Source organism: Deinococcus budaensis (assembly GCF_014201885.1).
Classification (GTDB): Bacteria; Deinococcota; Deinococci; order Deinococcales; family Deinococcaceae; genus Deinococcus; species Deinococcus budaensis.
On record NZ_JACHFN010000002.1, the window covers coordinates 146,176 to 171,120 of the forward strand.

At 70.2% G+C, this 24,945-nt stretch carries 21 protein-coding genes; 7 read left to right on the forward strand and 14 right to left on the reverse strand.

Features of this window, described 5'->3' with window-relative positions:
* Window positions 1-69 precede the first annotated feature (69 nt).
* From HNQ09_RS03510 to HNQ09_RS03540, 7 genes are all read right to left on the reverse strand, one after another.
* Entirely contained in the window at window positions 70-780 is a 711-nt protein-coding gene (locus HNQ09_RS03510) for an ABC transporter ATP-binding protein (RefSeq protein ID WP_184026181.1), read from the reverse strand.
* A complete protein-coding gene (locus tag HNQ09_RS03515) occupies window positions 780-1,559 on the reverse strand; it encodes an ABC transporter ATP-binding protein (RefSeq protein WP_184025567.1) in 780 nt (259 codons plus the stop codon). The genes HNQ09_RS03510 and HNQ09_RS03515 overlap by 1 nt, the downstream gene beginning before the upstream one ends.
* The gene (locus tag HNQ09_RS03520) at window positions 1,556-2,497 is read right to left on the reverse strand and encodes an ABC transporter permease subunit (RefSeq protein WP_184025570.1); all 942 of its coding nucleotides are present in this window, start codon (window positions 2,495-2,497) and stop codon (window positions 1,556-1,558) included. The genes HNQ09_RS03515 and HNQ09_RS03520 overlap by 4 nt, the downstream gene beginning before the upstream one ends.
* 1 nt (window position 2,498) lies before the next feature.
* Complete coding sequence (locus HNQ09_RS03525; protein ID WP_184025573.1) at window positions 2,499-3,473, reverse strand: branched-chain amino acid ABC transporter permease; 975 nt, start codon at window positions 3,471-3,473, stop codon at window positions 2,499-2,501.
* Window positions 3,474-3,564: 91 nt separating this feature from the next.
* On the reverse strand, window positions 3,565-4,722 hold the full coding sequence (locus HNQ09_RS03530) for an ABC transporter substrate-binding protein (RefSeq protein WP_184025576.1): 1,158 nt from the start codon (window positions 4,720-4,722) through the stop codon (window positions 3,565-3,567).
* A gap of 306 nt (window positions 4,723-5,028) precedes the next feature.
* The gene (locus tag HNQ09_RS03535; RefSeq protein ID WP_184025578.1) at window positions 5,029-5,811 is read right to left on the reverse strand and encodes a hypothetical protein; all 783 of its coding nucleotides are present in this window, start codon (window positions 5,809-5,811) and stop codon (window positions 5,029-5,031) included.
* 99 nt (window positions 5,812-5,910) lie between these two features.
* On the reverse strand, window positions 5,911-7,050 hold the full coding sequence (locus tag HNQ09_RS03540; protein WP_184025581.1) for an acyl-CoA dehydrogenase family protein: 1,140 nt from the start codon (window positions 7,048-7,050) through the stop codon (window positions 5,911-5,913).
* Between the two features lie 263 nt (window positions 7,051-7,313).
* Here HNQ09_RS03540 and HNQ09_RS19235 point away from each other — a divergent pair, with 263 nt between their 5' ends.
* Both HNQ09_RS19235 and HNQ09_RS03550 read left to right on the forward strand, forming a co-directional pair.
* The gene (locus HNQ09_RS19235) at window positions 7,314-8,015 is read left to right on the forward strand and encodes a helix-turn-helix domain-containing protein (protein WP_184025584.1); all 702 of its coding nucleotides are present in this window, start codon (window positions 7,314-7,316) and stop codon (window positions 8,013-8,015) included.
* Window positions 8,016-8,065: 50 nt separating this feature from the next.
* Window positions 8,066-8,452, forward strand: coding sequence for a VOC family protein (locus tag HNQ09_RS03550; protein ID WP_184025587.1), 387 nt, complete (start codon window positions 8,066-8,068; stop codon window positions 8,450-8,452).
* 45 nt (window positions 8,453-8,497) lie between these two features.
* Here the strand turns inward: HNQ09_RS03550 and HNQ09_RS03555 are convergent, their stop codons facing one another.
* Window positions 8,498-9,562 carry a lipid II:glycine glycyltransferase FemX gene (locus tag HNQ09_RS03555; RefSeq protein WP_184025589.1) on the reverse strand — a complete coding sequence of 355 codons (1,065 nt, stop codon included), beginning with the start codon at window positions 9,560-9,562 and terminating at the stop codon, window positions 8,498-8,500.
* Between the two features lie 102 nt (window positions 9,563-9,664).
* On the opposite strand from HNQ09_RS03555, the gene HNQ09_RS03560 reads away from it, so the two are divergent.
* The 3 genes from HNQ09_RS03560 to ddrA all read left to right on the forward strand — a co-directional run bounded on the left by HNQ09_RS03560 (window position 9,665) and on the right by ddrA (window position 13,420).
* The gene (locus HNQ09_RS03560; protein ID WP_184025592.1) at window positions 9,665-10,723 is read left to right on the forward strand and encodes a peptidylprolyl isomerase; all 1,059 of its coding nucleotides are present in this window, start codon (window positions 9,665-9,667) and stop codon (window positions 10,721-10,723) included.
* A 403-nt stretch (window positions 10,724-11,126) separates the two neighbouring features.
* The gene (locus HNQ09_RS03565) at window positions 11,127-12,668 is read left to right on the forward strand and encodes a S8 family peptidase (protein ID WP_184025595.1); all 1,542 of its coding nucleotides are present in this window, start codon (window positions 11,127-11,129) and stop codon (window positions 12,666-12,668) included.
* 146 nt (window positions 12,669-12,814) lie between these two features.
* Window positions 12,815-13,420, forward strand: coding sequence for a single-stranded DNA-binding protein DdrA (ddrA, locus tag HNQ09_RS03570; protein ID WP_184025598.1), 606 nt, complete (start codon window positions 12,815-12,817; stop codon window positions 13,418-13,420).
* Between the two features lie 186 nt (window positions 13,421-13,606).
* On the opposite strand, the gene hrpB is transcribed toward ddrA, so the two are convergent.
* The 5 genes from hrpB to HNQ09_RS03595 form a co-directional block, all read right to left on the reverse strand.
* Window positions 13,607-16,117 (reverse strand): ATP-dependent helicase HrpB, encoded by a 2,511-nt coding sequence (gene hrpB / locus HNQ09_RS03575; protein WP_184025600.1) that lies wholly within the window; start codon window positions 16,115-16,117, stop codon window positions 13,607-13,609.
* Window positions 16,118-16,131: 14 nt separating this feature from the next.
* Complete coding sequence (locus HNQ09_RS03580; RefSeq protein WP_184025603.1) at window positions 16,132-17,100, reverse strand: NAD(P)/FAD-dependent oxidoreductase; 969 nt, start codon at window positions 17,098-17,100, stop codon at window positions 16,132-16,134.
* The gene (locus HNQ09_RS03585; RefSeq protein WP_184025605.1) at window positions 17,100-17,792 is read right to left on the reverse strand and encodes an SDR family oxidoreductase; all 693 of its coding nucleotides are present in this window, start codon (window positions 17,790-17,792) and stop codon (window positions 17,100-17,102) included. The genes HNQ09_RS03580 and HNQ09_RS03585 overlap by 1 nt, the downstream gene beginning before the upstream one ends.
* 10 nt (window positions 17,793-17,802) lie before the next feature.
* Complete coding sequence (locus HNQ09_RS03590; protein ID WP_184025607.1) at window positions 17,803-18,147, reverse strand: inorganic pyrophosphatase; 345 nt, start codon at window positions 18,145-18,147, stop codon at window positions 17,803-17,805.
* Window positions 18,148-18,209: 62 nt separating this feature from the next.
* Window positions 18,210-20,981, reverse strand: a complete 2,772-nt coding sequence (locus tag HNQ09_RS03595) for an ExeM/NucH family extracellular endonuclease (RefSeq protein WP_184025609.1) — start codon at window positions 20,979-20,981, stop codon at window positions 18,210-18,212.
* Between the two features lie 312 nt (window positions 20,982-21,293).
* Here HNQ09_RS03595 and HNQ09_RS03600 point away from each other — a divergent pair, with 312 nt between their 5' ends.
* On the forward strand, window positions 21,294-22,496 hold the full coding sequence (locus HNQ09_RS03600) for a class I SAM-dependent rRNA methyltransferase (RefSeq protein ID WP_184025611.1): 1,203 nt from the start codon (window positions 21,294-21,296) through the stop codon (window positions 22,494-22,496).
* A gap of 220 nt (window positions 22,497-22,716) precedes the next feature.
* Here HNQ09_RS03600 and HNQ09_RS03605 read toward each other — a convergent pair whose 3' ends face one another.
* A complete protein-coding gene (locus HNQ09_RS03605; RefSeq protein ID WP_184025612.1) occupies window positions 22,717-23,409 on the reverse strand; it encodes a Crp/Fnr family transcriptional regulator in 693 nt (230 codons plus the stop codon).
* Window positions 23,410-23,689: 280 nt separating this feature from the next.
* Here HNQ09_RS03605 and HNQ09_RS03610 point away from each other — a divergent pair, with 280 nt between their 5' ends.
* Window positions 23,690-24,922 carry a S8 family serine peptidase gene (locus tag HNQ09_RS03610; RefSeq protein WP_343057594.1) on the forward strand — a complete coding sequence of 411 codons (1,233 nt, stop codon included), beginning with the start codon at window positions 23,690-23,692 and terminating at the stop codon, window positions 24,920-24,922.
* Window positions 24,923-24,945: the final 23 nt, after the last annotated feature.

Sequence of the window (24,945 nt, forward strand, 5' to 3'; positions counted from 1 at the left end):
CCGGCGGACCACACCGGCGGCACGAAAAAGGGGCGGCCTCGTCGGAAGCCACCCCGATTTTTCCTGCGTCTACCCCCCCAGGTACGCGTGCAGCACCCGCTCGTCGCTGATAAGTTCGGCGCTCTCCCCGAAAAACGTCATCTGCCCGGCCTCCAGCACGTAGGTGCGGTGGCTGCGGCTCATGGCGAGGCGGGCATTTTGCTCGACCAGCAGGATGGTCGTGCCCGATTCGTTGAGGGTGCGGATGATGTCGAAGATCTCGCGCACGATCAGGGGAGCCAGCCCCAACGACGGCTCGTCGAGCAGCAGCAGGCGGGGGCGGCTCATCAGCGCGCGGGCGATGGCGAGCATCTGCTGCTCGCCGCCGGACAGGGTGCCCGCGAGCTGGGTGCGCCGCTCGCCCAGACGGGGAAAGCGGTCGTACATCTCGGCGATGTCGGCGCGGACTCCCGCCGGGTCGCGCCGGGTGTAGGCGCCCAGTTCCAGATTGTCCTGGATGCTCTGGCGGGCGAGCACCTGCCGCCCTTCCGGACTCTGCGCGATGCCCAGCCGCACCGCCTCGTCGGGGGCGGCGCGCGACAGGTCACGGCCCGCGAACACGATCCGGCCCGCTCTAGGCCGCAGCAGGCGCGACACCGCGCGCAGGGTGGTCGTCTTGCCCGCCCCGTTCGCGCCGATCAGGGTGACGACCTCGCCCTCCTCGACGGTCAGGCTCAGGCCGCGCACCGCCTGAATCGCGCCGTAGTTCACGCTGAGGTTCTCGATCTCCAGCAGCGGCATCATTCGCCTCCCAGGTACGCTTCGATCACCCGGGGGTCACGCTGCACGTCCGCCGGGTCCCCCACCGCGATCAGTTGCCCGAAGTTCAGCACCGCCACCCGGTCGCACAGGTTCATCACCAGCGGAACGTGGTGCTCGATCACCAGCACGGTGAGGTCGAAGCGGTCCCGCACCTCGCGGATAAAGCTGGTGAGCTGGCCCTTCTCGGCGGTGTTCATCCCGGCGGCGGGTTCGTCGAGCAGCAGCACGCGCGGCTCGGTCGCCAGGGCGCGGGCGATCTCCAGCCGCCGCTGGTCGCCGTAGCTGAAGTTCCCGGCGCTCTCGCCCGCCCGGTCCGCCAGCCCCACCAGGTCGAGCAGCGCCCAGGCCCGCTCCTCCACCCGCGCCTCCTCGGCCCGCGCGGTGCCGAACACGCCCGCCCACAACCCCGCGCCCGTGCGGACGTGCTGGGCGATCTTCACGTTCTCCAGCGCCGAGAGCGCCCGGAACAGCCGGATGTTCTGGAAGGTGCGGCTGATCCCCAGCGCGGCGACCCGGTGCGGCGCCAGGCCCGTCACCCGCTGGTCCCGGTAGGTCAGCGTGCCCGCGCTCGGCGGCGTCAGGCCGGTCATCAGGTTAAAGAGGGTCGTCTTGCCCGCCCCGTTTGGCCCGATCAGTCCGAAAATCTCGCCCCCCTGCACGTCGAACGAGACGTCGTTCACGGCGATCAGGCCGCCGAAACGCCGGGTCAGGCCACGCGCTTCGAGCACGGTCGCCCGCTCGGTGAGGGTGGCGGTCATGGCGTCTCTCCCTTCGCCTCGACCACGACGGGCACGGAAGGCGGACGCCGGGGCGGAGCCGGACGCCTTCCTCCTTGCAGCGCGCCCACGATCCCCTGCGGCAGATACAGGCTCGCCACCACCAGCACCAGCCCGTTGATGACCAGCCGCCAGTCGGCCAGGAAGCGCAGCAGCTCGGGGACGGCGGTCAGCAGCGCCCCACCCACCACCGGCCCCCAGATGTTGCGCGACCCGCCGATCAGGACGAAAGCCAGGATGGCGATGGAGGCGTCGAAGGTGCCCTGCTTGGCGTTCCAGGTGTTCAGAAAAGGCGCGCTCATCGCCCCCACGATCCCCGCCAGGACCGCCCCGATCACGAAGGCCAGCACCTTGTAGCGGGTCGGCGGCACACCCATCGCGTCGGCGGCGAGTTCGTCCTCGCGGATGGCCCGGAAGGCCCGCCCCACCCGCGAGCGCTCGACCTGCCGCGCGAACAGCAGCGTGAGCAGCAGCAGCGGCCCGAACAGGAAGATGTACTGCCAGCGGTCCTGAAACCCGAACGCCTGCGGAATCCCGAAGATGCCGACCGCGCCCCCGGTGATCGCCAGGTTGAGGCTGACCACCCGCAGAATCTCGACAAAGGCAATGGTGGCGAGCGCCAGGTAGATGCCGCGCAGCCGCAGCGCGGGCACGCCCACGACCACGCCCAGCACCCCGCAGATCAGGGCGGCGGCCAGCCAGCTCAGCGGGAAGACCGCGTTCCCCAGCGACTCGCGCAGGCCCAGGAACGCCGGGTTCGTGAGCAGGATCGCGGCGACGTACCCGCCCACCGCGTAAAACCCCGGGCTGGCGAGGCTGAGCTGCCCGGCCTGAAGCGGGAAATACAGGCTGAGGCCCAGCAGCCCCGCCTGCACCAGCGTGACGATCAGAAAGCCGTACTGCGCGAGAAACTCGGTCACGTCATACCTTCTGAATCTGGGCGCGGCCCAGCAGCCCCTGCGGCCGCACGAGGAGGATCAGGAACAGCAGCGCGAAAGCCACCGCGTCCTTGTAGGCGCTGTAGTCGCCGGGCACGAAGGCCTCGGCCAGCCCGATCACCAGCCCGCCCACCACCGCGCCCGGAATGCTGCCCAGCCCGCCCAGCACGATCACGGCGAGGCCCTTGAGGCCGTACGTCACGCCGAAATACGGCCCCGCCACCCCGAAGGCCGTACCCACCAACGTGCCCGCCAGCCCGCCCAGAAACCCCGACAGGAAAAAGGTGATCAGGATGAAGCGGTCCACCGAGATGCCCAGCAGGCTGGCGGTGCCTGGACTCTCGGCCACCGCCCGCAGCGCCTTGCCCACCTTCGTGCGGCCGATCACGTAGCCCAGCACCGCCAGCATCACCAGACTGACCCCGAAGATGATGAGCTGCACGGTGCGGACAATCACGGTGCGGCCTCCCAGCTCGAAACTCAGCGCGGGCCGCACCTCGCCGTAGGCGTTCGACGGGAAGTTGTAGATCTCCGCGCCCACCAGCAGCTGAATCAGGTTCACGATCACCAGCGCCACGCCCAGGCTGCTGACCAGCGCGAGCAGCGGATCGGCCCCGCGTGCCCGCATCGGCCGGAACGCGAGGCGCTCGATCAGGACCGCGACCACCCCGGCGACGGCCGCCCCGATCAGGGTCGCCAGCGCGAAAGCCCAGGGATTTCCCGCAAAGGGTGACCCGTCCGGAAAGAGGTTGATGCCCCTCAGCAGCCCGTTGTTCTCGAACTGCCCGACCACCAGCGTGTAGGTGAAGTAGGCGCCCAGCGTGAACACGGCCCCGTGCGCGAAATTGATGATGCCCAGGATCGAGAAGACCAGCGTGTACCCCAGCGCGAAAATGGCATAGACGCTGCCGATGGCAAGACCGTTGAGCAGGTTCTGGATCAGTTGGCTCAGTTCCATGGTGGCCCTTTCTGGCGGGGAGGTGTTCACGACTCAGCCGTCAGCCCTCAGCAAACAGGCGGCTGAACGCTGACGGCTGACCGCCGAGGGTTTATTTCAGGAACACGAACGAGCCGTTCTTGGCGTCCTTCATCTTGATCTGGGCGACGTAGAACTGTTTCTGGAGAATCTCGCCGTCCTTGTCGAAGCGCAGTTCGCCCAGCGGCGTGTTGTACTTCCCGGCCAGAATCTGCTTGTTCAGCTCGGTTCGCAGGGCAGGCAGCTCCCAGGTCGTCAGCTTCTTGCGGCGGTCGATGACGCGCAGCGCGTCGGCCATGACCTGCACGCCCGCGTAGGCCTGGGCGGCGAACTGGGGCGGGTCTTTCTTGTACTGGGCGCGGTAGTCCTTCACGAACACCTGGTTGGCGGCGCTGGGCTGCGCCGGGCTGTAGGCCTGCGCGATAATCACGCCGTCGCAGTACTGCTGGCACACCGGGAAGATGTTGGAGGTGTTCAGCCCGTTGCCGCCCACGATCAGGCCCTTGTAGCCCAGCTGCCGCAGCTGCTTGACCAGGTTGCCGCCGTCGGCCGCCAGCCCCGAGACGATCACCAGATCGGCGTCCGAGTTCAGCGTCGAGGTGACCTGGGTGGTGAAGTCGGTGTCGGTGGTCTGGAACTTCTGCACCGTGACCACGTCGAGGCCCTGCGCCTTGGCCGTCTCCTGAAAGGTGCCCGTCTCGCTGACCGAGAAGGCGTCGTTTTGCGCGTACAGCACGGCGACCTTTTTGATCTTGGGATCGAGCCTCAGCGCGGTGCGAATCGCGTTGGGGGCGACCACCGCGACCGGCGCCGACACCCGCGCGACGTAGTTGCCGATCTGCGGGATGCCCTTGGCGGTGTTGCTCGGCCCCAGCACCGGCACCCTGGCGCGCTCGGCGATGGGGTCGGCGGCAAAGGCCTGCTGCGAGAGCGTCGGCCCCACGATGCCCACCACGTTCGACTTGCTGATCAGGTTCTGGAAGGCGTTGATGGCGGTGTTCTCGTCACCTGAGGCGTCCTGGAAGATCAACCGGATCGGCGTGCCGTTGATGCCGCCGCGCGCGTTGATGTACTTCTCGGCCAGGCGCGCCCCGATCACCTGTTCCTGCCCCAGCAGCGCCACATTCCCCGTCTGCGCCAGCGCGACCCCGATGGGGATGGGCGCCTGAACTTTTTGCGCGTGGGCAGCGGCGACCAGCCCGAGCGTGACCGTCAAAGCAACTCGTTTCATCGGCACTCCTCCTGAGAACGTTTCTGCAAAATGGAAGGCGGCGGCCGCGCCAGCCAGCGGTCCGGATGAGACACCCGCTCATCCTGCGTTGTGGATTGGCCCACTATCGGGTGGAGGGCAGGGGAAGTCAAGCTGGGGGCAGGCGGAGGGGACTGGGCGATCTGAGGAGAGAACTTTTCAGAAGTCGCCCACCCACACCCGTCCCGCGATCAGGCCGAAGGCACCCGCCTGGGCCGGTGCCCGGTGAAGGCGGAAGCTCTCGCCCCCGCCCGGATTTTTGCCCTTGAACCGCAGCGCCCGTGGGCCTCAGCGCACCCGGATGGACTGCACGAGGGCGTCGAGCTGGCCCAGTTTGCCACTCTCGGCATCAAGTTTGGTCTGGGCCTGTTGGCGGTAGGCGAGCCAGCCTTTCTCGGGCAAGACGCCTTCTCCCGGCTCCACCGGAAAACTTCGGGGCGCATAAGGCAGCCGCACCGAAACGAGGTGCTTGCCGTCACGGGTCAGCCCCTGGAAGGTGTAGAAGGCGGCCGAACGCGGATACGCTTTCAGGGATTCCTGGCTGTAGACCGCGAGGTAACGCACCCCCCGAAGGTGCCCGGTGTTGATGCGCTTGACCGCACCGCTGACCGCCTGCGCCGAGTTCCGCAGTGGGAAATAGGGCAACTCCAGCCAGTTGCGGAACTGGCCCATGTCCTGCTGGCCCGCATTGATCTTCCTGAGCAGGTCCAGCCGCTCTTTGACCACCCGCGCCGTCGGCCCCTTATAGAGGGTCAGCCAGTTCTGGACCGGCGTCACCGTGACGGAGGCGGGCGGCACGTCGGCCTCGAAGCCCGGCTTCCAGTGCTCACCAGGGCGGTTGAGGACCACCCGCACCTGCGCGGGCGAGAACTGGAAATATGGCCCCACGTTCGGCCCGCTTTCCGGGTACACCACGGCCTTGCGGACCTCAGTCTGCACCGTATAGCCGGGGGCCTTCAGGGTGACGTGGGGAAGCGGCGCGGCCTGACTCCTCAGCGTCTGGGCGGAAACGCCGACCAGGGCCGGAGCAGAGGACAGGGCACACGCGAGGAGGACGCTGCGTCGGGGCATGTTCTGAAGGCTAAAGGGCACGAATGACGTCCGGATGATCCAGCGTGGCCCACAACAAGGCGCCCGGAGCGGACCCCGGGCGCCGGACACGAGGCGGCCTTACTTGAGCAGGTTGCGGCTGATCACCACGCGCTGAATCTCGTTGGTGCCCTCGTAGATCTGGTTGAGCTTCACGTCGCGCAGCAGCTTCTCCACCGGGTACTCGCCCACGTAGCCGTAGCCGCCGTGCACCTGAATCGCCTCGTTGGCGGCGTCAAAGGCCATCTCCGAGCAGTAGGCCTTGGCGATGGCCGACTCGTAGCCGTGGGGCAGGCCCTGGTCCACCAGCCACGCGGCCTTCCAGTACATCAGGCGGCCCGTCTCGACGCCCATCGCCATCTCGGCGACCTTGAACTGAATGGCCTGAAACTGGGCGATGGGCTTGCCGAAGGCCTCGCGCTCCTTGGCGTACTTCACACTCTCGTCCAGCGCGCGGCGGGCGATGCCGACCGACCCGGCGGCGACCGGAATACGGGTCTTGTCGAGGGTCTTCATGGCGATCTTGAAGCCGTCGCCCAGGCCGCCGAGCTGGTTCTCCCTGGGCACCCGGACGTTCTCGAACACGAGTTCCGAGGTCAGCGAGGCCCGCTGGCCCATCTTGTGCTTGATCTTGTTGTACGAAAAGCCGGGCGCGTCCTTGGGCACGACCAGCGCGACCGTCGCCTTGTGGCCGCCCTGGCGGTCGGTGGTGGCGAAGACGACCGTGATCTCGGCCAGCCCCCCGTTGCTGATCCACATCTTGGTGCCGTTGATGACCCACTCGTCGCCGTCGAGCACGGCGGTGGTGTGCATCGCGGCGGCGTCGGAGCCGTTGTTCGGCTCGCTGAGGGCGAAAGCGGCGAGGGAGGGCTTCTCGGTCAGCGGCCCCAGGAAGCGCTTCTGCTGCTCCTCGGTGCCGCCCACCAGGATCGGCGTGATGCCGAGTTCAGAGGCCATCAGCACGGTGTAGATGCCCATGCAGCCGTAGCCCAGCTCCTCGCCGATCAGGCACTCGTCCACCATGCCCAGGCCCAGGCCACCCGCGTGCTCGGGGATGGAGGCGTTCAGGAGGCCGACCTCGAAGGCCTTTTCCACGACCTGCCAGGGCAGCTCTTCTTTCTGGTCGTACTCGGCGGCGATGGGAATGATTTCCTTGCGGGCGAAGTCGCGCGCGAGTTGCTGAAGCTGCTTTTGCTCGTCGGTCAAGGTGAAATCGATCATGGGCACTCCTGGAAAAGGGCGCGGCGCCGGGGCCTTGCCGGGCCGGGAAAAGGGGGGCGCTGAACTCGGTTCAATTTAACATGGGGGCCTTAGGGCGGCGAGAGGAGGGCGGCCGTCACTGCTTGCGGAACGCGGCGCCACCAGTCCTACACTGGGAGGATGAGCGCCCCCACCCCCAAGGCAGGCAGGGTCTGCTACGGCAGGGTCGCGCTGGGCGTGAGCGCCCCGGCGCGGCGGGTCTGGGCGGGCGGATAGGCCGGAGCGTGGACCTCGCCCCCTTCGTCCAGGACCTCAGGGTGGGGCGGCTCGCGGCGGCCCCGGCCCCCCGCTGGCTGTGGCCGGACGCGGGGGTAGAACTGGTGTTTAGCACCGCACGGCTCACCCTGGGGACGCCCGGCGGCGGCGTCTGGCGTCCGGGTCCGGTCTTCACCCCGGGGATCCAGCGGCGGCCGCTGCTCGCGCAGGTGGGGGAGGGGAACGTCCTGCGGGTGCGGCTGTCCCCTTGGGTCCCTCCCGCCCTCTACGCGGACGTGCTCGCCGGGGCAAACGCGGCCCCCGACGTGCTGGAGCGGCTGCGGGCGGATGACCTTGCGGGGGCGGCCGAGGCAGTCCGGGCCTGGGTGGGGCGGCGGCTGGCCGCACTTCCCGGTCCCCTTCAGGCGGCGGCCCGGCAGGTCTGCGAGGCGCCCCTGACGTTTCACCTGCCCGAGCTGGAGGACCTCGCCGGGTGCTCGGCCCGCGAATTGCAGCGCCGCAGCCGCCGCGAGCTGGGCCTCACCCTCAAGGGCCTTCAGCGGCTCGCCCGCTTCCAGGCCGCCGTGACGGCGCTGGCCTCCCCGCCCGCCTTGCCACTCGCCGAACTCGCCCTGAGCCTGGGCTACGCCGACCAATCGCATTTCACCCGCGAAGTCCGCGCCTTCTCCGGCTTCTCCCCTGCGCGCCTCGCCGAACGCTTGCGCGCCTGACGGTCGTTTTCGTTCAAGACGGGGGGCGAGCGTCGTGGCACCGTGGACCCATGACAATGATCTCCAGGGCGAGGCTCGGCAACGTCAACCTGCTTGTGGCGGACGTGGCGCGGGCGCAGCACTTCTACGAACGTGCCTTCGGGCTGGTGATGGACGCCTCCCGATCCGCCCCTCCCCACATGCTGATTCTGGGTGCGCCGGGCTGCACCCTCAGCCTCAAGGCCGCCCAGACCGAGGACGTAGGCAAGCGCACCGGCCCGGGGTCGGTCGAGCTGGGCTTCGAGACGCAGGAGCTGGAGGCCGTCCACGCTGCCCTGACCGAACTGGGCGCGTTCGTCAGGGCCATCGAGGATCAGGGCTTCGGACGCACCTTCGACGCCCGCGACCTCGACGGGCACCATCTGGTCGTCTACACGCTGAGTCCGGAAAACCGCTGACCCCAAGTTTTTTCTGACTGCTGAAAGCTGACCGCTGACTGCCCCTTACAGCACGTCGTCGGCGCTGCCGCGTTTGCGAAGGTTGTTCTGCGTCTTGCGCCAGCGCAGCGCCCGGACGATGGCGGGGGCGGCGGGGTTGAGGCTGAGGTCGTAGGCGGGGTACCACACCCGCTGCTCGGAGAACTTCAGCTTCATCTTGAACACGCCGAAGGAATGCTTGTCCTCGTCCAGTTTGCGCGGAATGCCCCAGAAATCGAAGGTGGTGTAGCCCCGGCGCTTGGCGTCGAGCATCGCGTTCCAGTAAAAGGCGTCGGGGGCCTTGACGTCCTTGTAGGGGCTGCCGTCGGGGTGGGTACGGTCGTCGCGCACGCTGCCGCCGAACAGGTAGGAGGTGCCGCCCCCCATCGCCAGGAAAAAGCCCCCGGCGAGCGCCTTGCCTTCGAAGCGCGACAGCACCAGGTAGGCTTCGCCGCCGTGGGCGCCGCCCTCGCGCAGCATGGTCTCGTAGTACCTGCGGGGAAAGGCGCCCAGCTTGGCGCGCTCGTTCGTCGCGGTGAAAATCTCCCAGAAGGCGTCGAAGTCGTCGTCGCGGGCGGCGATCACGCCCAGCTTCTGGGCGGCGCGCACGTTGCGGCGGGCCATGGAGTGCAGGTTAGAAAACAGCTCGTCTTCCGGGCGGGTGAGGTCGGCCAGGATGGTGTGCTCGGGCTGCTCGCTCTCGGCGCGGCGAAAGGGGCCGTAAGCGTCTGGCACCGCCACGCCGTCCTCGGCGGGAACGGGCGAGGGCGGCTCGATCTTGAGCAGGGCGTCGCCGGGGCGCGCGACCTTTCTTATGGCCTCAGCCACGGCGGGCAGCAGGTCGAGCGACTCCAGTGCCGGGCCGCGCGGGGCATACAGGGTCGAAAAGCCGGGCACCAGCCGTTTGCGCAGCAGTTGGACGGCGCCCACCGTGCTGGCGCCCCGCTGAATCAGGTAGCGCAGCGGCGTCTGCCCCAGCTCACGCCGCGCTTCGCCGTAGCCCCAGCCTTGCAGGGCGCTGGTCAGCGGCAGGGCGCGCACCGCGTCGTCGTACAGGCGCGGGTCTTGGGTGGGCACGAGGGTCAGGCGCATCGGGGGGGATTGTAGCAGGGCCGCGCAAAGTGGCCGGACAAGCGGGGGCCAGCCTATCCGGAAGCCGCCTGCGCGCCAGAGCAAATGCTCTAGAGTGAACGGGTGAAACAGAGCATCCTGACGCTCGCCCTGCTGCTGGGCGGTGCGGCCCTCGCGCAGACAGCCCCGACGCCTCCTACGGCCACGCCGCCTGCTCCTGCCGCGCCTGCCCAGACGGCCCCGGCTCCGACGACGCCGACCCAGACCGCGCCCGCCCCGGCCACGCCCGCTGCCCCAGCCGCCGATCCCCAGACCGTGGTCGCGCAGGTGGGCGGCGAGCGCTTTACGCTGGCGCAGTACGAGCAGGCCTTCCGCATCGCGGTGGCGCGGGTCCTGAACTCGCAGGGGGTGCCCTTCACGCCCGAGATGCTCGCGGAATTTGCAGAGGCCCGGCCCGAGTTCCTGACCCAGTACGCCCGCGACCGCGCGGTCTACCAGCTCGCCCGGCGCACCACCCAGGTCCCGGCCGCGCAGATCGACGAGCAGGTCGCCCAGGCCAAAAAGGACTTCGAGAACGACGCCGACTTTGCAGAAGCCCTGGCGGCCACCGGCTTTGCCAACGAGGCCGATCTGCGCGCCGACATCGAGCGGCAGGCGGTCGTGCAGGCGTACCTCGACGCCACCAAGAACCGCTTCAAGTTCGGAGACGCGCTGGTGGCGAGCTTCTACAACCTCAACAAGGCGTCGTTCAACCGTCCGGCCGAGGCCTGCGTGAAGCATATTCTGGTCGCCACCCAGGCCGAGGGTCAGGCCGTGCTGCGCGAGGTGCAGGGCGGCGGGGACTTTGCGGCCATCGCCAAGGCCAAGAGCCAGGACCCCGGCAGCGCCGCGCAGGGCGGCGACTTGGGCTGCCTGTCGCCCGGGGACACGGTCGAAGCCTTTGACCGCGCCTCGTTCAACGGCGCCGTCAACCAGCCCCAGCTGGTGCAGACCGAGTACGGCTGGCACGTGCTGGTCGTGACCAGACGCACGGCGGCGGGCCTGGCTCCGCTGACCGAGGTCGCGCCCGTCATCCGCGAACAGCTCGCCCGCGACGCCGCCCAGAAGTACCTCGACTCGCAGCTCGCCCGCCTGACCATCACCACCAACCCGGCGGCCGTGACGGTGACAGCCCCCCGCTAAAATCCTGCGATCCCCAGGCCGGGACGGTTTCGCCACGCGCGGGACCGTCCCGGTCCTCTGTCATTCTCCAGCCGCGCCCTGCCCGGGACGGCCTTCCCGGAACATGAGGCTGCACGCTCCAAAGAGGACCAGCGCAGAAACGGCACCGTCACTCCTAGCACACAGGCCCATCACAAGAGGCTCAGCGGACGCCGCCCTTTTAACCAAATGTAAAACTCTCTGTCTCTATAGATTGCGTTTGTAAATTTATAAAAGCACATTTTTAGGAAATCGAAGCTTTGTGAGACGCTACCAAGCTTGTCTAGCTGTTTGCAAAAGGGCCTTTTGGAAGGATGTGCTACACCTTCCTCGTCAACACATCCACAACCCATCTCGCTCTCAGTCCAGCCCCCGGAGGTTCAGGATGACTTCACGTATTGCGCTCGGTTCACTCGGTCTCGCGTTGCTTCTCGCCGCCTGTGGTCAGCAGGCTCCCGGTTCGGTCGCCCCGGCCCAGGCGTCCACCGAGCGCGGCGCCCGCACCTCCGCGCCGCTGCTGGGCACCGCCAATCCCGACGCGGTGCCGGGGCAGTACATCGTGGTGTTCAGTGACGGCGCGCTGCCGACCAACCTGGGCGCGCAGGACGCGGGCGCCCTGGTCCGCACGCTGGGCCTCGATCCGCAGGGCGTGACCGTGCAGCATATCTACGCGCAGGCCCTGAGCGGCTTCGCGGCCAAGCTCAGTGCCCAGAACCTCGCCGCCCTGCGCGCCGACACGCGCGTGAAGTACATCGAGCAAGACGGCGTGATGCGCATGAGCGCCACCCAGGGCGGCGCGACCTGGGGCCTGGACCGCATCGACCAGCGCAACCTGCCGCTGGACGGCAGCTACACCTACAACAGCACCGCCAACGGCGTGAAGGCCTACATCATCGACACCGGCATCAACACGGCGCACACCGACTTCGGGGGCCGGGCGGTGTGGGGCACCAACACCACCGGGGACGGCACCAACAGTGATTGCCAGGGCCACGGCACCCACGTGGCGGGCACGGTGGGCAGCAACACCTGGGGCGTCGCCAAGGGCGTGCAGCTGGTGGCGGTCAAGGTGCTGGGCTGCGACGGCTCGGGCACCAACTCGGGCGTGATCGCGGGCGTGAACTGGGCCGTGACCAACAAGGGCAGCGCGACGGCCGTGGCGAACATGAGCCTCGGCGGCGGCTTCAGCCAGGCCGTGAACGACGCGGTGAACAGCGCGGCAAGCAAGAACCTGATCATGGCGGTCGCGGCGGGCAACGAGAACCAGAACGCCTGCAACGTCTCCCCCGCCAGCGCGGCGAGCGCGATCACGGTGGGCAGCACCACCAACACCGACGCCCGCTCCAGCTTCTCCAACTACGGGACGTGCCTGGACCTGTTCGCGCCGGGCAGCAACATCACCTCGACCTGGATCGGCTCGACGAGCGCCACCAACACCATCAGCGGCACGTCCATGGCGACCCCGCACGTCGCAGGCGCCATCGCCCTGCTGATCGCGGGCGGCAACACCACCAACAGCGCGGCGACCAGCGCCCTGCTCAACGGCGCCACCACCGGCAAGGTCACGGGCGCCCAGACGGGCAGCCCCAACCGCCTGCTGTACACGGGCACGGGCACCACGACCACCCCCGCGCCGGGCACGACCTATACCGGCAGCGTGGGCAGCCGCGCCAGCAGCTACCAGCCGGGCACTGGGGGCTTTTCCTACGCGGGCGGGACCCTGAAAGGCACCCTCAGCGCGGCCAGCGGCACCGATTTCGACCTGTTCCTCCAGAAGTGGAACGGCAGCGCCTGGGCCGACGTGGCCGCCAGCGAGGGCGCCAGCAGCAGCGAGAGCATCAACTACGCGGCCGCTCAGGGCACTTACCGCTGGGAGGTCTACGCCTACTCCGGCAGCGGCAGCTACAGCCTGACCGAGACGAGGTAAACGCCTCGCAGGCCGTCTCCCTCTTTCTCAGTCCCCTCCACGACCCCCCAGCCCCGTGCTGGGGGTTTTGCTGGACGGCACAGCCGACAACTCCAGTCCCAGAATTACGCCTTGACCGTAATTACATTCTGTTATAAACTAAATCCATGAAGTTGAGCGATGTTCAGAAACGACTCCAGGCTCCGTTTCCCGCTCACCTGGTGGGCTGGAAGCCCCAGGCATTCACCAAGGACCGCACCCGCGCGCTGCTGCTGGCCTACGTGGACGCCCGCGCCGTTCAAGACCGCCTGGACGCGATCTGCCCGGACGGCTGGTCGTTTGAGATCGAGGTCATCCCGGGCACCCAGCACCCTACCGTCAAGGGCCGCCTGACCGTGCTGGGCGTGACCCGCGAGGACATCGGCGAGGCGGGCGAGGGCGAGTACGGGACCCTCAAGGCGGCCTCGTCGGACGCGCTGAAGCGCTGCGCGGTGCAGTTCGGCCTCGGGCGCTACCTCTACGACCTGCCCAAGCAGTGGGTGGACTGGAACGACGCGCGGCGCGAGCCTGCCGTGACCCCCGAGCTGCCCGAGTGGGCGCGCCCCGACCACGAGCGCAGCCCCGGCGGCGCCCACATCGTGCAGGCCATGGAGCAGCTCAAGTACGAGCTGCCCGAGGACCTCGAACTCCAGCGCGAGGTGTACAAGCACCTCAAGGCCGCGCTGGGCAGCCTCCACCCCCTGCCGCAGGGCGGGCACGGACGGGCCGCGTGAATCCGGTGCAGCCCCGGCACCTCGCCGCCGTGATGCTGGGCATCCTGACGCTGACCCTGGTCGGCGGGGCGCTGGCGAACCTGCTGTAGAGCGTGTGGCCGGTGGCTGGTCAAGGAAGGTGGGAGACGCAGTCGTACGTCTCCCACCTTCCTCGTTGGCCTACGCGCCCATGCCGCAGGCCACGCCCTACAGGCGCTTCTTGACGTGCCGCGTCGGCGCGTGGCTCCAGGGGTCGTCGGGCCAGGGGTGCTTGGGGTAGCGGCCGCGCAGCTCCTTGCGGACCTCGAAATACGAGGAGTTCCAGAAAGACCTCAGGTCCTGGGTCACCTGCACCGGGCGCCCGGCGGGCGAGAGCAGATGCAGCAGCACGGGCGTGCGGCCCCCGTTGACGCTGGGGGTCTCGGTCAGGCCAAAGAGTTCCTGCAACTTCACCGCCAGGATGGGCGGCGAGCCGTCAGGCTGGTAGCTCAGGCGCACGCGCGAGCCGCTGGGCACCGTCAGGTGGGTGGGCGCCAGCTCGTCGAGGCGGGCCGGGAGCGGCCAGGGCAGCAGCGCTTGCAGGGCCGGAAGCAGCGGGAGGCGGCCCAGGTCCTCGCGGGTGCGCACCCCCTCCAGCGTTGGCCCCAGCCAGTCCTCCAGCCCCGCGAGCAGCGCGGCGTCCGAGAGGTCGGGCCACTGGGGTGGATCGGCGTGGGCTTCTTCCGGGCGCCACGCGCGCAGCGACTGGACCCGGGCGCGCAGGCTGGCGGCGTCCGGGGAGAAGGTGAGGAGGTGGAGGCCCTCCGCACGGATCGCCCCGGCCAGCGCCTCCACCCGCGCCGCGTGCGGCAGGTCGCGCAGGGGCCGGGTGTCCAGCACCAGCGCCCCCACCCGCCGTTCGCGCTGGGCGACGAGGGTGCCGCTGCGGGCGTCCCAGCGCACCGCGTCCTGCCATCCGGCGCGGGCGCCTAGGACCGCCGGGGCGAGCGGCGCGGCGAGGGAGATGCGGCCCTCGGCCGTGCCCGCGTCGAGGTGGGCGACCGCCAGGGCCGGACTCGCGGCCAGCGCGTCCCCCTCGGGCAGCCGCGCCCCCTGACCGCCCGCGAGCAGGAAGCGGCCTCCACCCCCCTCGCGGGCCAGGGCCAGCCGCTCGGGGTAGGCCAGGGCGACGAGCTGGCCCACCGCGAACCCGTCCGGCGGGGTGTCGTCCGGCCGCACGGCGAGGGCCTGCCGCCACTGCCGCGCGAGCCGCTCGGCGCGTTCCAGCACCCCCGCGTCGCCCCGGCTCCCCTCCCGGCGGCGCCAGGCGCGCAGGGCTGCCACCCGGTCGGTCAGGTCGGCTCCGGCCCCGGCGGCCAGGGGATCGCGTTCTTCCAGCAGCGCAGCCACGTCGGCAGCGAGGGGTCCCAGCCCCAGCGCGGCCCCGTCGTGCAGCAGATGGGCCAGGCGGGGGTGGGTGGGCAATTCCAGCAGGGCCGAGCCACGCGGCGTGATGCGCCCAGCGGTGTCCAGGGCCTCCAGATCGCGCAGCAGGGCGCGGGCGCTCTGGACCCGGGGCGCGGGCGGCTCGTCGAGCCAGGCGAGGGCGGCAGGGTCGGGCGCGCCCCATCCGGCAAGTTCCAGGGTCAGCGGCGCGAGGTCGGCCTCCACGATCTCGGGGGGGCGCGCAGCGGGCAAGGCCGCGTGGGTGCGCTCGCTCCACAGGCGGTAGGCGGTGCCCGGCGCGGTGCGGCCTGCCCGGCCCGCGCGCTGCTCGGCCCCGTCGCGGGTGACGCGGGTGGTGACCAGGCGGGTCAGGCCCGTGCCGGGGTCGAAGCGCTGGGTGCGGCTCAGGCCCCCGTCCACGACCACCCGCACGCCCGCCAGGGTCAGCGACGTTTCCGCGATGGAGGTCGCCAGCACCACCCGGCACTGGCCCCCCGGGTCCGGCAGGATCGCCCGGCGCTGCTCGGCCAGCGGGAGGTCGCCGTACAGCGGCAGCACGGCCGCGTCCACGCCGGAGAGCGCCCCCAGCGCCCCGCGAATCTCGCGCACACCAGGGAGAAAGGCCAGGATGTCCCCTTCCGGGTGCGCCGCCAGCGCCTCCCGCACCGCGCGGGCCACCTGGTCCTCGACGCGGCCTGCCGGGTCGGCAGGCAGGTAGCGCACGTCCACCGGGTAGGCCCGGCCCGCGCTCTGCACCAGCGGAGCGCCCAGGCGGGTGGGCAGCGCCGGGTCGAGCGTAGCCGACATGACCAGCACGCGCAGGTCGTCACGCAGGGCCCCCTGCACCTCACGCAGCAGGGCCAGCGCGAGGTCGGCGTTCAGCGAGCGCTCGTGGAACTCGTCGAGAATCACCAGGCCCACACCCGCCAGTTCAGGGTCGCGCTGGAGGCGGCGGGTCAGGATGCCCTCGGTGACGACCTCGATGCGGGTCCGGTTCGACACCCTCGACTCGAAGCGCACCCGCGAGCCGACCGTGCCGCCGACCTCCTCCCCCAGCCCTTCGGCCAGCCGGGCCGCGACCGCCCGGGCAGCGACCCGGCGCGGTTGCAGCATCACGGTGCCCTGCCCGGCGAGCCAGGGTTCATGCAGCAGCTCAAGCGGCAGCCCGGTGCTCTTTCCCGCGCCCGGCGGCGCCTGAAGCACCACCAGCGGGTGCGCCGCGAGCGCCGAGCGCAGCTCGGGCAACACCTCGAAAACGGGAAGAGCGAGGCCAGGCGAGGTCACGCGGGGCATGGTAGCAGGGACGCTCAGGACGCCTCGCCGCCGCTGGGAGCCTTGCCGATTTCCCCGTCGGGGGACTTGTGAAAGGCGGCCCCCAGCGCGCGGACGTTCTCATGAATCAGGGTGGTGTTCAGCGAGACGGCGGCGAGCATCCCTGCCGAGGCCGCGCTCATCACGTACTGCGGCGCGCCGGTCATGTCGCCCGCCGCCCACACGCCGCGTACGCTGGTCATGCCGTGCTCGTTGACGACCACCCGGCTTTTCTCGTTCAGCTCGCAGCCCAGCGACGCGGGCAGGGCGCTGTTCTGAACCTGGGTGGGGTTGAGGAACAGCGCGTCGAGGTGCAGGCGCTCCCCTCCCCGGAAGCGGACCCGGAGGTCGTCGCGGCCCTCCAACCGCAGGATCGGGGCCGTGTGGATGGGGACGCCGACCCGGCGCAGGTCCTCGCGCTGCTCTTCGGTCAGCTCGTCGGGGCCGTCGGTCAGGAGCACCACCCGGCCGGACCACGCGCGCACGCTCAGGGCGAGGTGGTGGCCCTCCTGGTGCGATCCCAGCACGCCCAGCGCCGCCTCGCGGTTGGGCCAGCCGTCGCAGTAGGGGCAGTGGTGGACGGTGCGGCCCCAGCGGGCACGCAGGCCCGGCACGCCCGGCAGCACGTCGCGCACGCCGGTCGCGAACAGCAGGCGCCGGGCAAAAGCCCAGCCGCCGTCGTGCCGGACCGCGAATCCCTCAGGAAGCGCCCTGGCCTCGCGGGCCACGCCGGGCTGCACCGTCACCGGATACTCGGTGAGGTCGGCCAGTCCCAGCGTCTTGAGGGTACCGGGTGGGCTGGCGTCGCGGGTAAAGACCCCGTGGGCCGCCGTGGCTTTTTCGTTGCGCGGCGGCCCGCCGTCAAGCAGCAGCACCCGCCGCCGGGCGCCGCCCAGCACCAGCGCGGCGTTCAGCCCCGCCGGACCTGCGCCGACTACCACGGCGTCATACTCCTGCCTGGGCATCAGCGGGGACCCGGCCGCACGCTCAAGTCGGGCAGGGCCGCGTCCCGGGGAGCGCCCAGCACAAAATGGATCGTGGCGGCCACCGTCTCCGGGGTCAGGTAGGCGTCCGGGTCGTAGGCGCCGCCCTCCTGCGCGCGCACCTGCTGCTGCATGGGCGTGGCGGTGCGGCCCGGATAGACGGTCGAGACCCGCACGCCGTGGGGGGCTTCCTCGTCGCGCAGGGCGTCGGCCAGTGCCCTCAGGGCAAACTTGCTGGCCGCGTAGCTGGCCCAGCCGGGGTTGGCCCGCAGGCCCGCCCCGCTGTTCACGAACACCAGGGTGCCGCGCTCCTCCCGCACGCGCGGCAACAGCAGCCGGGTCAGCTCGGCGGGCGCGACCACGTTGACCCCCAGGGTGTGGGTCCAGGCGGCGTGCCCCTGCTCGGCCACCGCCCCCAGCTCGGCCACCCCCGCGTTGTGGACCACGTTGGTCACCCGGCCCAGCCCTGCCAGCGCCTCCCCGAAGGTGTCCGGCGCGAGCAGGTCGAGGAGCAGGGGCTGGCCGCCCACCTCGTCCGCCAGGGCCGCCAGCCGCGCCGGGTCGCGGCCTTGCAAGATCAGGGTATGGGTGCCTGCCAGCGCCCGCGCGAGCGCCGCGCCGATGCCGCCCGCCGCGCCGGTAATCAGCGTCACGGGCCGTGTGGAGTGGGTCATGGGCGGCAGGCTAACGCACCAGCCGTACCCGGAAATACCGCTCCTGAAACCAAACGGCCTTCATGATGTCCGCATCTGCCCAGGTGGTGCCCGGCCGCACGACGACCAGCTTGTCCTCCACGTCGTCCTCGCGGACGATCACGGCGGCGACCACGCCCCTCGCCTCCCCCACGGGCACGTCCCACCCCAGCAGGTAGGCGTCGATGGGCTGACCGTCGCCGCTGAGTGTTCCGGGCAGTTCGCCGGAGTTCACCCGGTACACGAGGTCGGGGTGACGGGGATGCACGCTGCCCAGCGGACGGTCCACGGCGACGCGGACGATCTGGCCCAGCCAGGCGGTCAGGTCAGGCTTCACCGGGCCAGCATAGAAAGCCACCCCGCCGGGAGGGAGACGGGGTGGCCAAAGGGGAGAAAGGGTCAGCGGCTGCCGAGGCCGTCGAAGGTGTCGATGGGAAACACGTCCCACTCGGCGGCGGGATCGAAGGCGTCCGTGCCGGTGGCGTCGCCCGCCGTCACACTGGCCTTGCGGCGCAGGGTCCGGTCGAGCGTGGTGACGGCGCCGGAGGTCCAGGCGGTGCCCGGATCGAAGCCGACCTGCCCGAAGGAGTCGATCACTTCGCCGCCCTTCTTGAGCAGCAGGGCGTCGTCGCCGTTGAAGTTGGTCACGGCGCTGCTGAGCTGACCCCGCTCCCTCAGCGCGGCGACCGCCTGGCTGTTGTACAGGACGTAGGTGCCGCCTGCCGCCAGCGTGCCGCTGAGGGTGACCCTGTTCCCGGCGGTCGTGGCGCCGTTCGAGTACAGCTCCACGCTGTAGGCGCCGAGGTCCACCGCCTGCGAGGTGGGGTTATAGATCTCCAGGGCCTTGTTGTTGCTGCTCCCCTCCACGTACTCGCTGAAGTAGAGGTCGGCGGCCTGGACCGGCTTGGGCGCCTGCACCGTCACCGTGAGCAGGCTGGTGTCGCTCGCCCCGCCCGCCGCCGCCTTCACCTCGTAGGTGTAGACGCCGGGCGCGGTGCCCTCGGGGGCCGAGACGGTGACGGTAAAGGCCTCGCCGCTTGTCGCCGTGGCGGGCGCAGTCGCCAGCGCCGGAGCGCCGCCCTGAGGGGTCACGCTGACGGTCAGCTCGTCGGGGACGTTCACGCTGCTCGCCGTGAAGTTCTGGCTCACGGCCTCGGCGCCCACCGTGGCTGTGAGCTGGGCCGCGTCGGGCGAGAGGTGGACGCGCGTGACGGGGACCGAGGCGGGCAGCGGCGTCTGGGCGCGCAGGTTCAGGCCGACCAGCACCGGGTCGTGGTCGCTGGAGCGGAAGGGGTCGGGGGCGTAGAAGCCTGCGAGCTGCGCCGCGCTCTTGAACTCGGTGTTGTAGTCGAGCACGGTCGGCTCGTCGGCGTTGATGTGCCACTTCGCCTCGCCGACGACCTGACGCTCCAGGCTGGGGGTCGCCAGCGCGTGGTCGAGGCTGCCCCACTGGCCGCCAAACTGGTAGGAGTAGCTCGACGCGTCGAAGAGGTTGAGGTAGCCGCCCTCCTCCAGCGCCCGCAGCGGGTCTTCCATGCGGTAGGCGTTGAGGTCGCCCAGGATCAGGCGGTCGTCCTCCTGCACGCCGGTGGGGTTGGTCGCGAGCCACCCCGCGATGATCCGCGCCGCGTTCGTGCGGGTCAGGTTGCAGTTGCCCTGGCCGTCGCCGAGGTCCGGATCGCCCGCGCAGGCGCTGCCCTTGCTCTTGAGGTGGGCGACGACCGCCGTCACGCGCCCGCCGTTCGCCTTGCTCTGGAAGGTGTGCGCCAGGGTGGGGCGGTTGCGGGTGTCCTGGTAGGTGGGGTCTACGCGGTTGTCGAGCACCGCGAGCTGCCCGACCGGGGTCACGCTGGCGGGTTTGTAGATCAGGGCGACCGTGATCGCGTCGGTGCCGACATTTTCGCCGGGGTTGATCGCGGCGTAGGTGCCGGGGGCCGTGGCGGCGTTCAGGGCCGTGACCAGATTGGCGATGGAGGAACGGCTCCCCTTCTCGAAGTCGTTCTGAATTTCCAGCAGGCCCAGCACATCGGGATTCATCTTGGTGATGGCCGCCACGATCTTGGCGCGCTGACGCTCGAACTCCACGCAGTCGTCGGCCCCGCGTGCGGCGCTGCTCACCCCGCCCAGCGTGCAACCGCTGTTGCTCTCGACCAGGGTGGTGAAGTAGTTCAGCACGTTCATCGAACCGACGCGCAGACGCCCGCCCACGCCGCCCGGCTCGCTGGGGCGCTCCTGGCCGTCGATGCTGGCCGAGGTCGCTTGCAGGCGGTACACGTCCTCCGAGCCGCTGCCGGTCCAGCCGTCGTTGCTGAAGGTCAGCACGCCGGTCACGACCACCCGGTCGCCGCCGCGCAGGGTGTTGGCGGCGCTCAGCGGCTGGCCGTTCCGCGCGAAGATCACGGGATCGGGGTTCTGCCAGCGGCTGGAATCGTCGATTCGCAGCACGCGGTTCGCGACCTCCGCCTGATAGGCGGCGAGGCCCGCCGCGCTGGGACGGTTGACCTGGGTGTAGGTCGGGATGCGCGCGTCGGCGATGTCGAAACTCGCCCCACGGCCCAGCGTGAAGTTGTTGGTGACCACGCCCGCCGTGCCCACCCGCATCCCCTCGTAGCGCTCGCGCTCGGCCACCGGCAACGGCAGCTTGACGCGCACGGCAGCGGGCAATTCCAGCCCCGACGCGACTTTGGTCAGCCCCTCCGCCGTGAGCTGGGTCGCCGTGAAGCTCTCGGCCACCGTGCCGCTGACCCGCACGAGGTCGCCCGGCGCCAGGCTGGAGCCCAGACTGGGGCAGGTGCCGCCGCAGAACACGAACAGGCCGTCGCTGGTCAGCTCGTTGCGGTCGGCGTCCGGCTGCTCCTCCTGGAGAAAGAAGCCGTCCACCTGCGCCGAGCGGGTCGCCGCCACATAGGAGGTCCGCAGCCCCGTGACCACGCCTTCCACCGTCACCCGCTGGCCCAGCAGCAGCGAGGGCGCGTTGCCGCTGGCCGTCTGGCCCTGCACCGCCGCGATGTTCGTGACGGGACCGGCGTCGGCCTCACCGAGGCTCTGGGTCCGGAGCGCCGTCTGCCCGGCAGCCTGGGGGGTCTGGCCGCAGGAGGCCAGCGCAAGAAGGCCTGCGAGCAGCAGGCATTTGGAGGCGGTCGGAAGTGTCTTAGGCAGGGTCTTGGGCATGGGAAAAGGTCTCCTTGGGAGGGCAGGGAAAGTGGCCGCCGTGGTCCAGCCGCAAAGTCGTCCCGGTCCAGGCGGGAGAGCGACCCTGTTCTGGATGAGCGGAGTATAAAGCCTGGAGGGTCAACCGCCCGTCAGCGGTGACAGTCCTGTCAGAAGAGGGGTGGTAGGGCGCCCCCGTGTGACGCGGGGTGCCGCCGCGTGTCCCGTTCCCGCCCCCTGCGGGCCGCGTCCCTGGGGGGTGCCAGAGGCTGTCAGGCGCGCCGGGGCAGCGGTCTGCCGCCCCTGCTAGGCTGGCCGGATGAGGCGAGGCCGATGAGCAAGCAGAGTTCCCCCAAAGGCACCCACAGCAGCGTGACCCTCCAGCCCGGCGCGGTGCGGCGCGTGGCGGGCCGCTACCCGTTCGGGCACAGTGGGGACATCGCGGACGCGGACGCGGGCCTCACGCCGGGCGAGGTGGTGGACGTCAGGGCACCCGACGGCACGCTGATCGGGCGCGGGTACTTCAACCCGGACGGCGCCACGCCGCTGCGGCTGCTGACCTGGACGCCGGGCGAGGCCATCGACCTGAACTTCTACCGCTCGCGGGTGCGCGCGGCCCTCTCCCGGCGGGCGGGGCGCATCACGGGCACCGACGCCATGCGGGTGCTGCACGCCGAGGCCGACGGCCTGCCCGGCGTGGTCGCCGACCGCTTCGGGGACGTGCTGAGCGTGCAGTTTCGCAACGCGGGCGTGGAGCGCCACCGCGAATTGATCGTGCGGGCGCTGCGCGAGGAGACGGGCGCGGCCTCGGCCTTCGAGCGCAGCGACACCGGCGAGCGCCGCCGCGAGGGCCTGGACCTGCGGACCGGCGTGCTGTGGGGCGACGTGCCGGAGCGCGTGGCCTTTCACGAGGACGACCTGGAACTGCACTTCCACCCCTTCGACGCGCAGAAGACCGGCTTTTTTCTCGACCAGCGCGACAACCGCCGCCTGATGCGCTCGGTGGTGCAGCCCGGCGAGGGCTTTCTCGACGTGTATTCCTACACGGGGGGCTTCAGCCTGCACGCGGCGCGGGCGGGAGGAAAGCCGGTCGCCATCGACAAGGACGAGAAGGCGCTGGCGGTGCTGGAGCGCGAGGCCCGCGAAAACGGGGTCCAGGTGGGCGTGCGCTGGGGCGACGCGCTGGAGGCGCTGCGGGCACTGGAAAAGGAGAAGCGCACCTTCGGGGCGGCGGTGCTCGACCCCCCCACCCTCGCCAAGCGCAAGGACGACGTGCCCCGGGCCAAGCGCGTCTTTACCGAGGGGACCACCAGCGCCCTGCGGATGCTGCGGCCCGGCGGACACCTGCTGGTCAGCACCTGCGCCCACTACATCGGGGTCAGCGACCTGCTCGACGCCGCGCGGGTGGCGGCGGGCGAGGCAGGCTCCGGCGCCGAGGTCGTGGCGATCACCTACCAGCCTGCCGACCATCCCCACCGGCTCAGCGTGCCGGAGAGCCTCTACCTCAAGAGCATCCTGCTGCGCAAGGAGGGATGAGGGCCGGGGGAAACGGACCTCGCCGGGGCCTGGTCTGGGCTGCTCCGGTCTGGGCCGCCTCCAGGATGGACCGACCGGGGCCGGGCAGACCGCCGCGTGACGGGACGCCCCGCCTCACAACGGTCATCAGGCGACCGGAAGCGAGGGACCGCGCTCGACCGTGGCTGGCGCGCCGTGGGAGGGGCCACCCTCCTCCCTTCCACGGCACGGGACGCCGCCGTCAGTCTCCCTCGGCGGCCTCGATGGAAACGTGGTCGAGCGCCCCGGGGTCGAGCAGGATCACGGCCTGGGGAGTGACCCGCAGCAGGCGCTGGGCTTCGAGCTTTTTCAGGACGCGCGAGACGGTCTCGCGGCTGCTGCTGGTGCGGGCCATGATGTCGGCGGCGGTGAGCGGCAGCTCCTGGGGGCGGGGCACCCCGGCGGCGACCCGCTGCTGGTGCAGGTTGGCAAAGACGTGCGCCAGGGCCGCCTCGGTGTTCAGGCCAAAGGCGATCAGCTCGTCGTTCAAGAAGGTCACGCGCCGGGCGAGCATCTCCGCGAGGTTCCACAGCACGCGCGGGTGGCGACGCAAGATCGTCTCGAAGTGCTCGCGGTGCAGCATCAGGGTCCCCACCGGGGTCAGAGCGCGCACCGAGGCGCTGCGGTCTTGCCGCGCGAGAACCGCCGTCTCCCCCACCACGCCGGGCGCATAGATGTCGCCCAGCACCCGCTCGCGGCTGCCCAGGCTGATGCGGCTCACCCGCACCACCCCGGCGGTGATCAGGTGCAGCGCCTCGCCCTCGGCGTCCTGCTCGACGACCAGCTCACCGGGCCGGAAGGTCCGGGGCGTCACGATCTGCGCGGCCTCCCGCAGGGCGTCCTCGGGAACCTGTTGAAAGAGGGGGGAACGTTTCAGGTCGTCCAGGCGCGCCATCGCGGGGCATCCTAGAGCATCCGGCCACCCCGGGGCAAAGAGCGCCCGGCGGTCCGCAGGCCCTGGCCACCCCGTCTCAGGCCACCGCTCTTTACACAGGCTTCATGTAAGAAACCTTACATGCTAAGTTCTTGATGATCTGACCTGAAGAAGTGTGGGAGCCTAGCCCAGTTTCCGCGACTTTTTCGATGAAAGGAGTCACATGAAGCCAGGAATAACACTTCAACTTGCTGTGGCCGTGTGTACGGCGGGCCTGCTGGCTGGCTGTACGCAGGCCCCAGTGGCCAAGGCCCCCGCGGCGTACCGCCCGGCCTACATTGTCAGCGTGCCGGTCACGGCTGAGGACACCGCGCAGAGCCTGGAGGCGCGCTACGGTGGCCAGGTCGCCGGGCTGAACGTGGCGGCAGGCTACGCGGTCCTGGGGCTGGACCGGGCCGGGGCGCAGGCCCACAACCTCAGCGCCCAGACAGGCAGCCGTTTGGGGATGGCCGAGCGCAACCTCGACCAGTTCCGCGCCGGAAACACGGCCCTGATGGGTGCCCGCCGCAGCATATGGATGGGCGGCGAATGGGAGACCTGGGCGGGAGCGCGCCGGACTATATGGATGGGCGGCACCTATACCCCGGTCGAACAGAACTCGGGGACCTTCCAGCAGATCCGACTGGAGCGTGCCCACCAGCTCGCGCCTAACCTCGGCGCGGGGGTCAAGGTGGCGGTCATCGACACCGGCCTCGACCTGAGCCACCCGGCTTTCGTCGGTGCTCTGGCGCCGTCCACCGAGTGGAAGGACTTTGTGGGCAACGACGACCTGCCGCAGGAGGAAGGCACCCTGGGTATCGGCGGGTACGGGCACGGCACGGCGGTCGCCAGCATCGTTCTCCAGGTCGCGCCCCGGGCCACCATCCTGCCGCTGCGGGTGCTGGGACCGGACGGCTCGGGCGACACCTTGCAGGTCGCCAACGCGATCTACCACGCCGCCGCCGTGGGGGCCCGGGTCATCAACCTCAGCCTGGGCAGCGCCGAGCGCTCGGACGTGATCGAAAAGGCCATCAAATACGCGACCGAGAAGAAGAACATCCTGGTCGTCGCCTCGGCGGGCAACGAGGACCTCGCGGCGATCACCTACCCGGCGGCCCAGGCGACGGACGGCGCGGCGGGCGAACGCAGCCTCAGCGTGGGCAGCGTCAACCCCCTCGACCTCAAGTCGGACTTCTCCAACTACCAGAAAGACAAGCTGGAACTGGTCGCCCCCGGCGAGAACGTCTACGCGGCGGGGCCAGAAGGCCTGCTGGTGTCGTGGAGCGGCACGTCGATGGCGGCGCCGATGGTCGCGGGCGGGCTGGCGCTCGCGCAGGGGCAGACGCTGGCGGTCAGCCTCAAGGACGTCACCAAGAAGATGGCCGACAATGGGCAGGACCTTTACAACAACGGCATGAACGGCGCCTACAAGGACAAGCTGGGCAAGGGCCGCCTCGATCTGGAGAAGTTCCTGATCAACGTCGTTCGGTACTGAACCCAGCGGCCCAGCAGGCTGTC

What these genes read in the sequence shown, in the direction of transcription:
- hrpB (WP_184025600.1), bottom strand. Translation starts at nt 16,117, where the DNA reads ATGCCCCGCGTGACCTCGCCTGGCCTCGCTCTTCCCGTTTTCGAGGTG.
- HNQ09_RS03525 (WP_184025573.1), bottom strand. Translation starts at nt 3,473, where the DNA reads ATGGAACTGAGCCAACTGATCCAGAACCTGCTCAACGGTCTTGCCATC.
- HNQ09_RS03555 (WP_184025589.1), bottom strand. Translation starts at nt 9,562, where the DNA reads ATGCGCCTGACCCTCGTGCCCACCCAAGACCCGCGCCTGTACGACGAC.
- HNQ09_RS03535 (WP_184025578.1), bottom strand. Translation starts at nt 5,811, where the DNA reads ATGCCCCGACGCAGCGTCCTCCTCGCGTGTGCCCTGTCCTCTGCTCCG.
- HNQ09_RS03605 (WP_184025612.1), bottom strand. Translation starts at nt 23,409, where the DNA reads ATGGCGCGCCTGGACGACCTGAAACGTTCCCCCCTCTTTCAACAGGTT.
- HNQ09_RS03600 (WP_184025611.1), top strand. Translation starts at nt 21,294, where the DNA reads ATGAGCAAGCAGAGTTCCCCCAAAGGCACCCACAGCAGCGTGACCCTC.
- HNQ09_RS03515 (WP_184025567.1), bottom strand. Translation starts at nt 1,559, where the DNA reads ATGACCGCCACCCTCACCGAGCGGGCGACCGTGCTCGAAGCGCGTGGC.
- ddrA (WP_184025598.1), top strand. Translation starts at nt 12,815, where the DNA reads ATGAAGTTGAGCGATGTTCAGAAACGACTCCAGGCTCCGTTTCCCGCT.
- HNQ09_RS03565 (WP_184025595.1), top strand. Translation starts at nt 11,127, where the DNA reads ATGACTTCACGTATTGCGCTCGGTTCACTCGGTCTCGCGTTGCTTCTC.
- HNQ09_RS03595 (WP_184025609.1), bottom strand. Translation starts at nt 20,981, where the DNA reads ATGCCCAAGACCCTGCCTAAGACACTTCCGACCGCCTCCAAATGCCTG.
- HNQ09_RS03580 (WP_184025603.1), bottom strand. Translation starts at nt 17,100, where the DNA reads ATGCCCAGGCAGGAGTATGACGCCGTGGTAGTCGGCGCAGGTCCGGCG.
- HNQ09_RS03510 (WP_184026181.1), bottom strand. Translation starts at nt 780, where the DNA reads ATGCCGCTGCTGGAGATCGAGAACCTCAGCGTGAACTACGGCGCGATT.
- HNQ09_RS03550 (WP_184025587.1), top strand. Translation starts at nt 8,066, where the DNA reads ATGACAATGATCTCCAGGGCGAGGCTCGGCAACGTCAACCTGCTTGTG.
- HNQ09_RS03540 (WP_184025581.1), bottom strand. Translation starts at nt 7,050, where the DNA reads ATGATCGATTTCACCTTGACCGACGAGCAAAAGCAGCTTCAGCAACTC.
- HNQ09_RS03530 (WP_184025576.1), bottom strand. Translation starts at nt 4,722, where the DNA reads ATGAAACGAGTTGCTTTGACGGTCACGCTCGGGCTGGTCGCCGCTGCC.
- HNQ09_RS03585 (WP_184025605.1), bottom strand. Translation starts at nt 17,792, where the DNA reads ATGACCCACTCCACACGGCCCGTGACGCTGATTACCGGCGCGGCGGGC.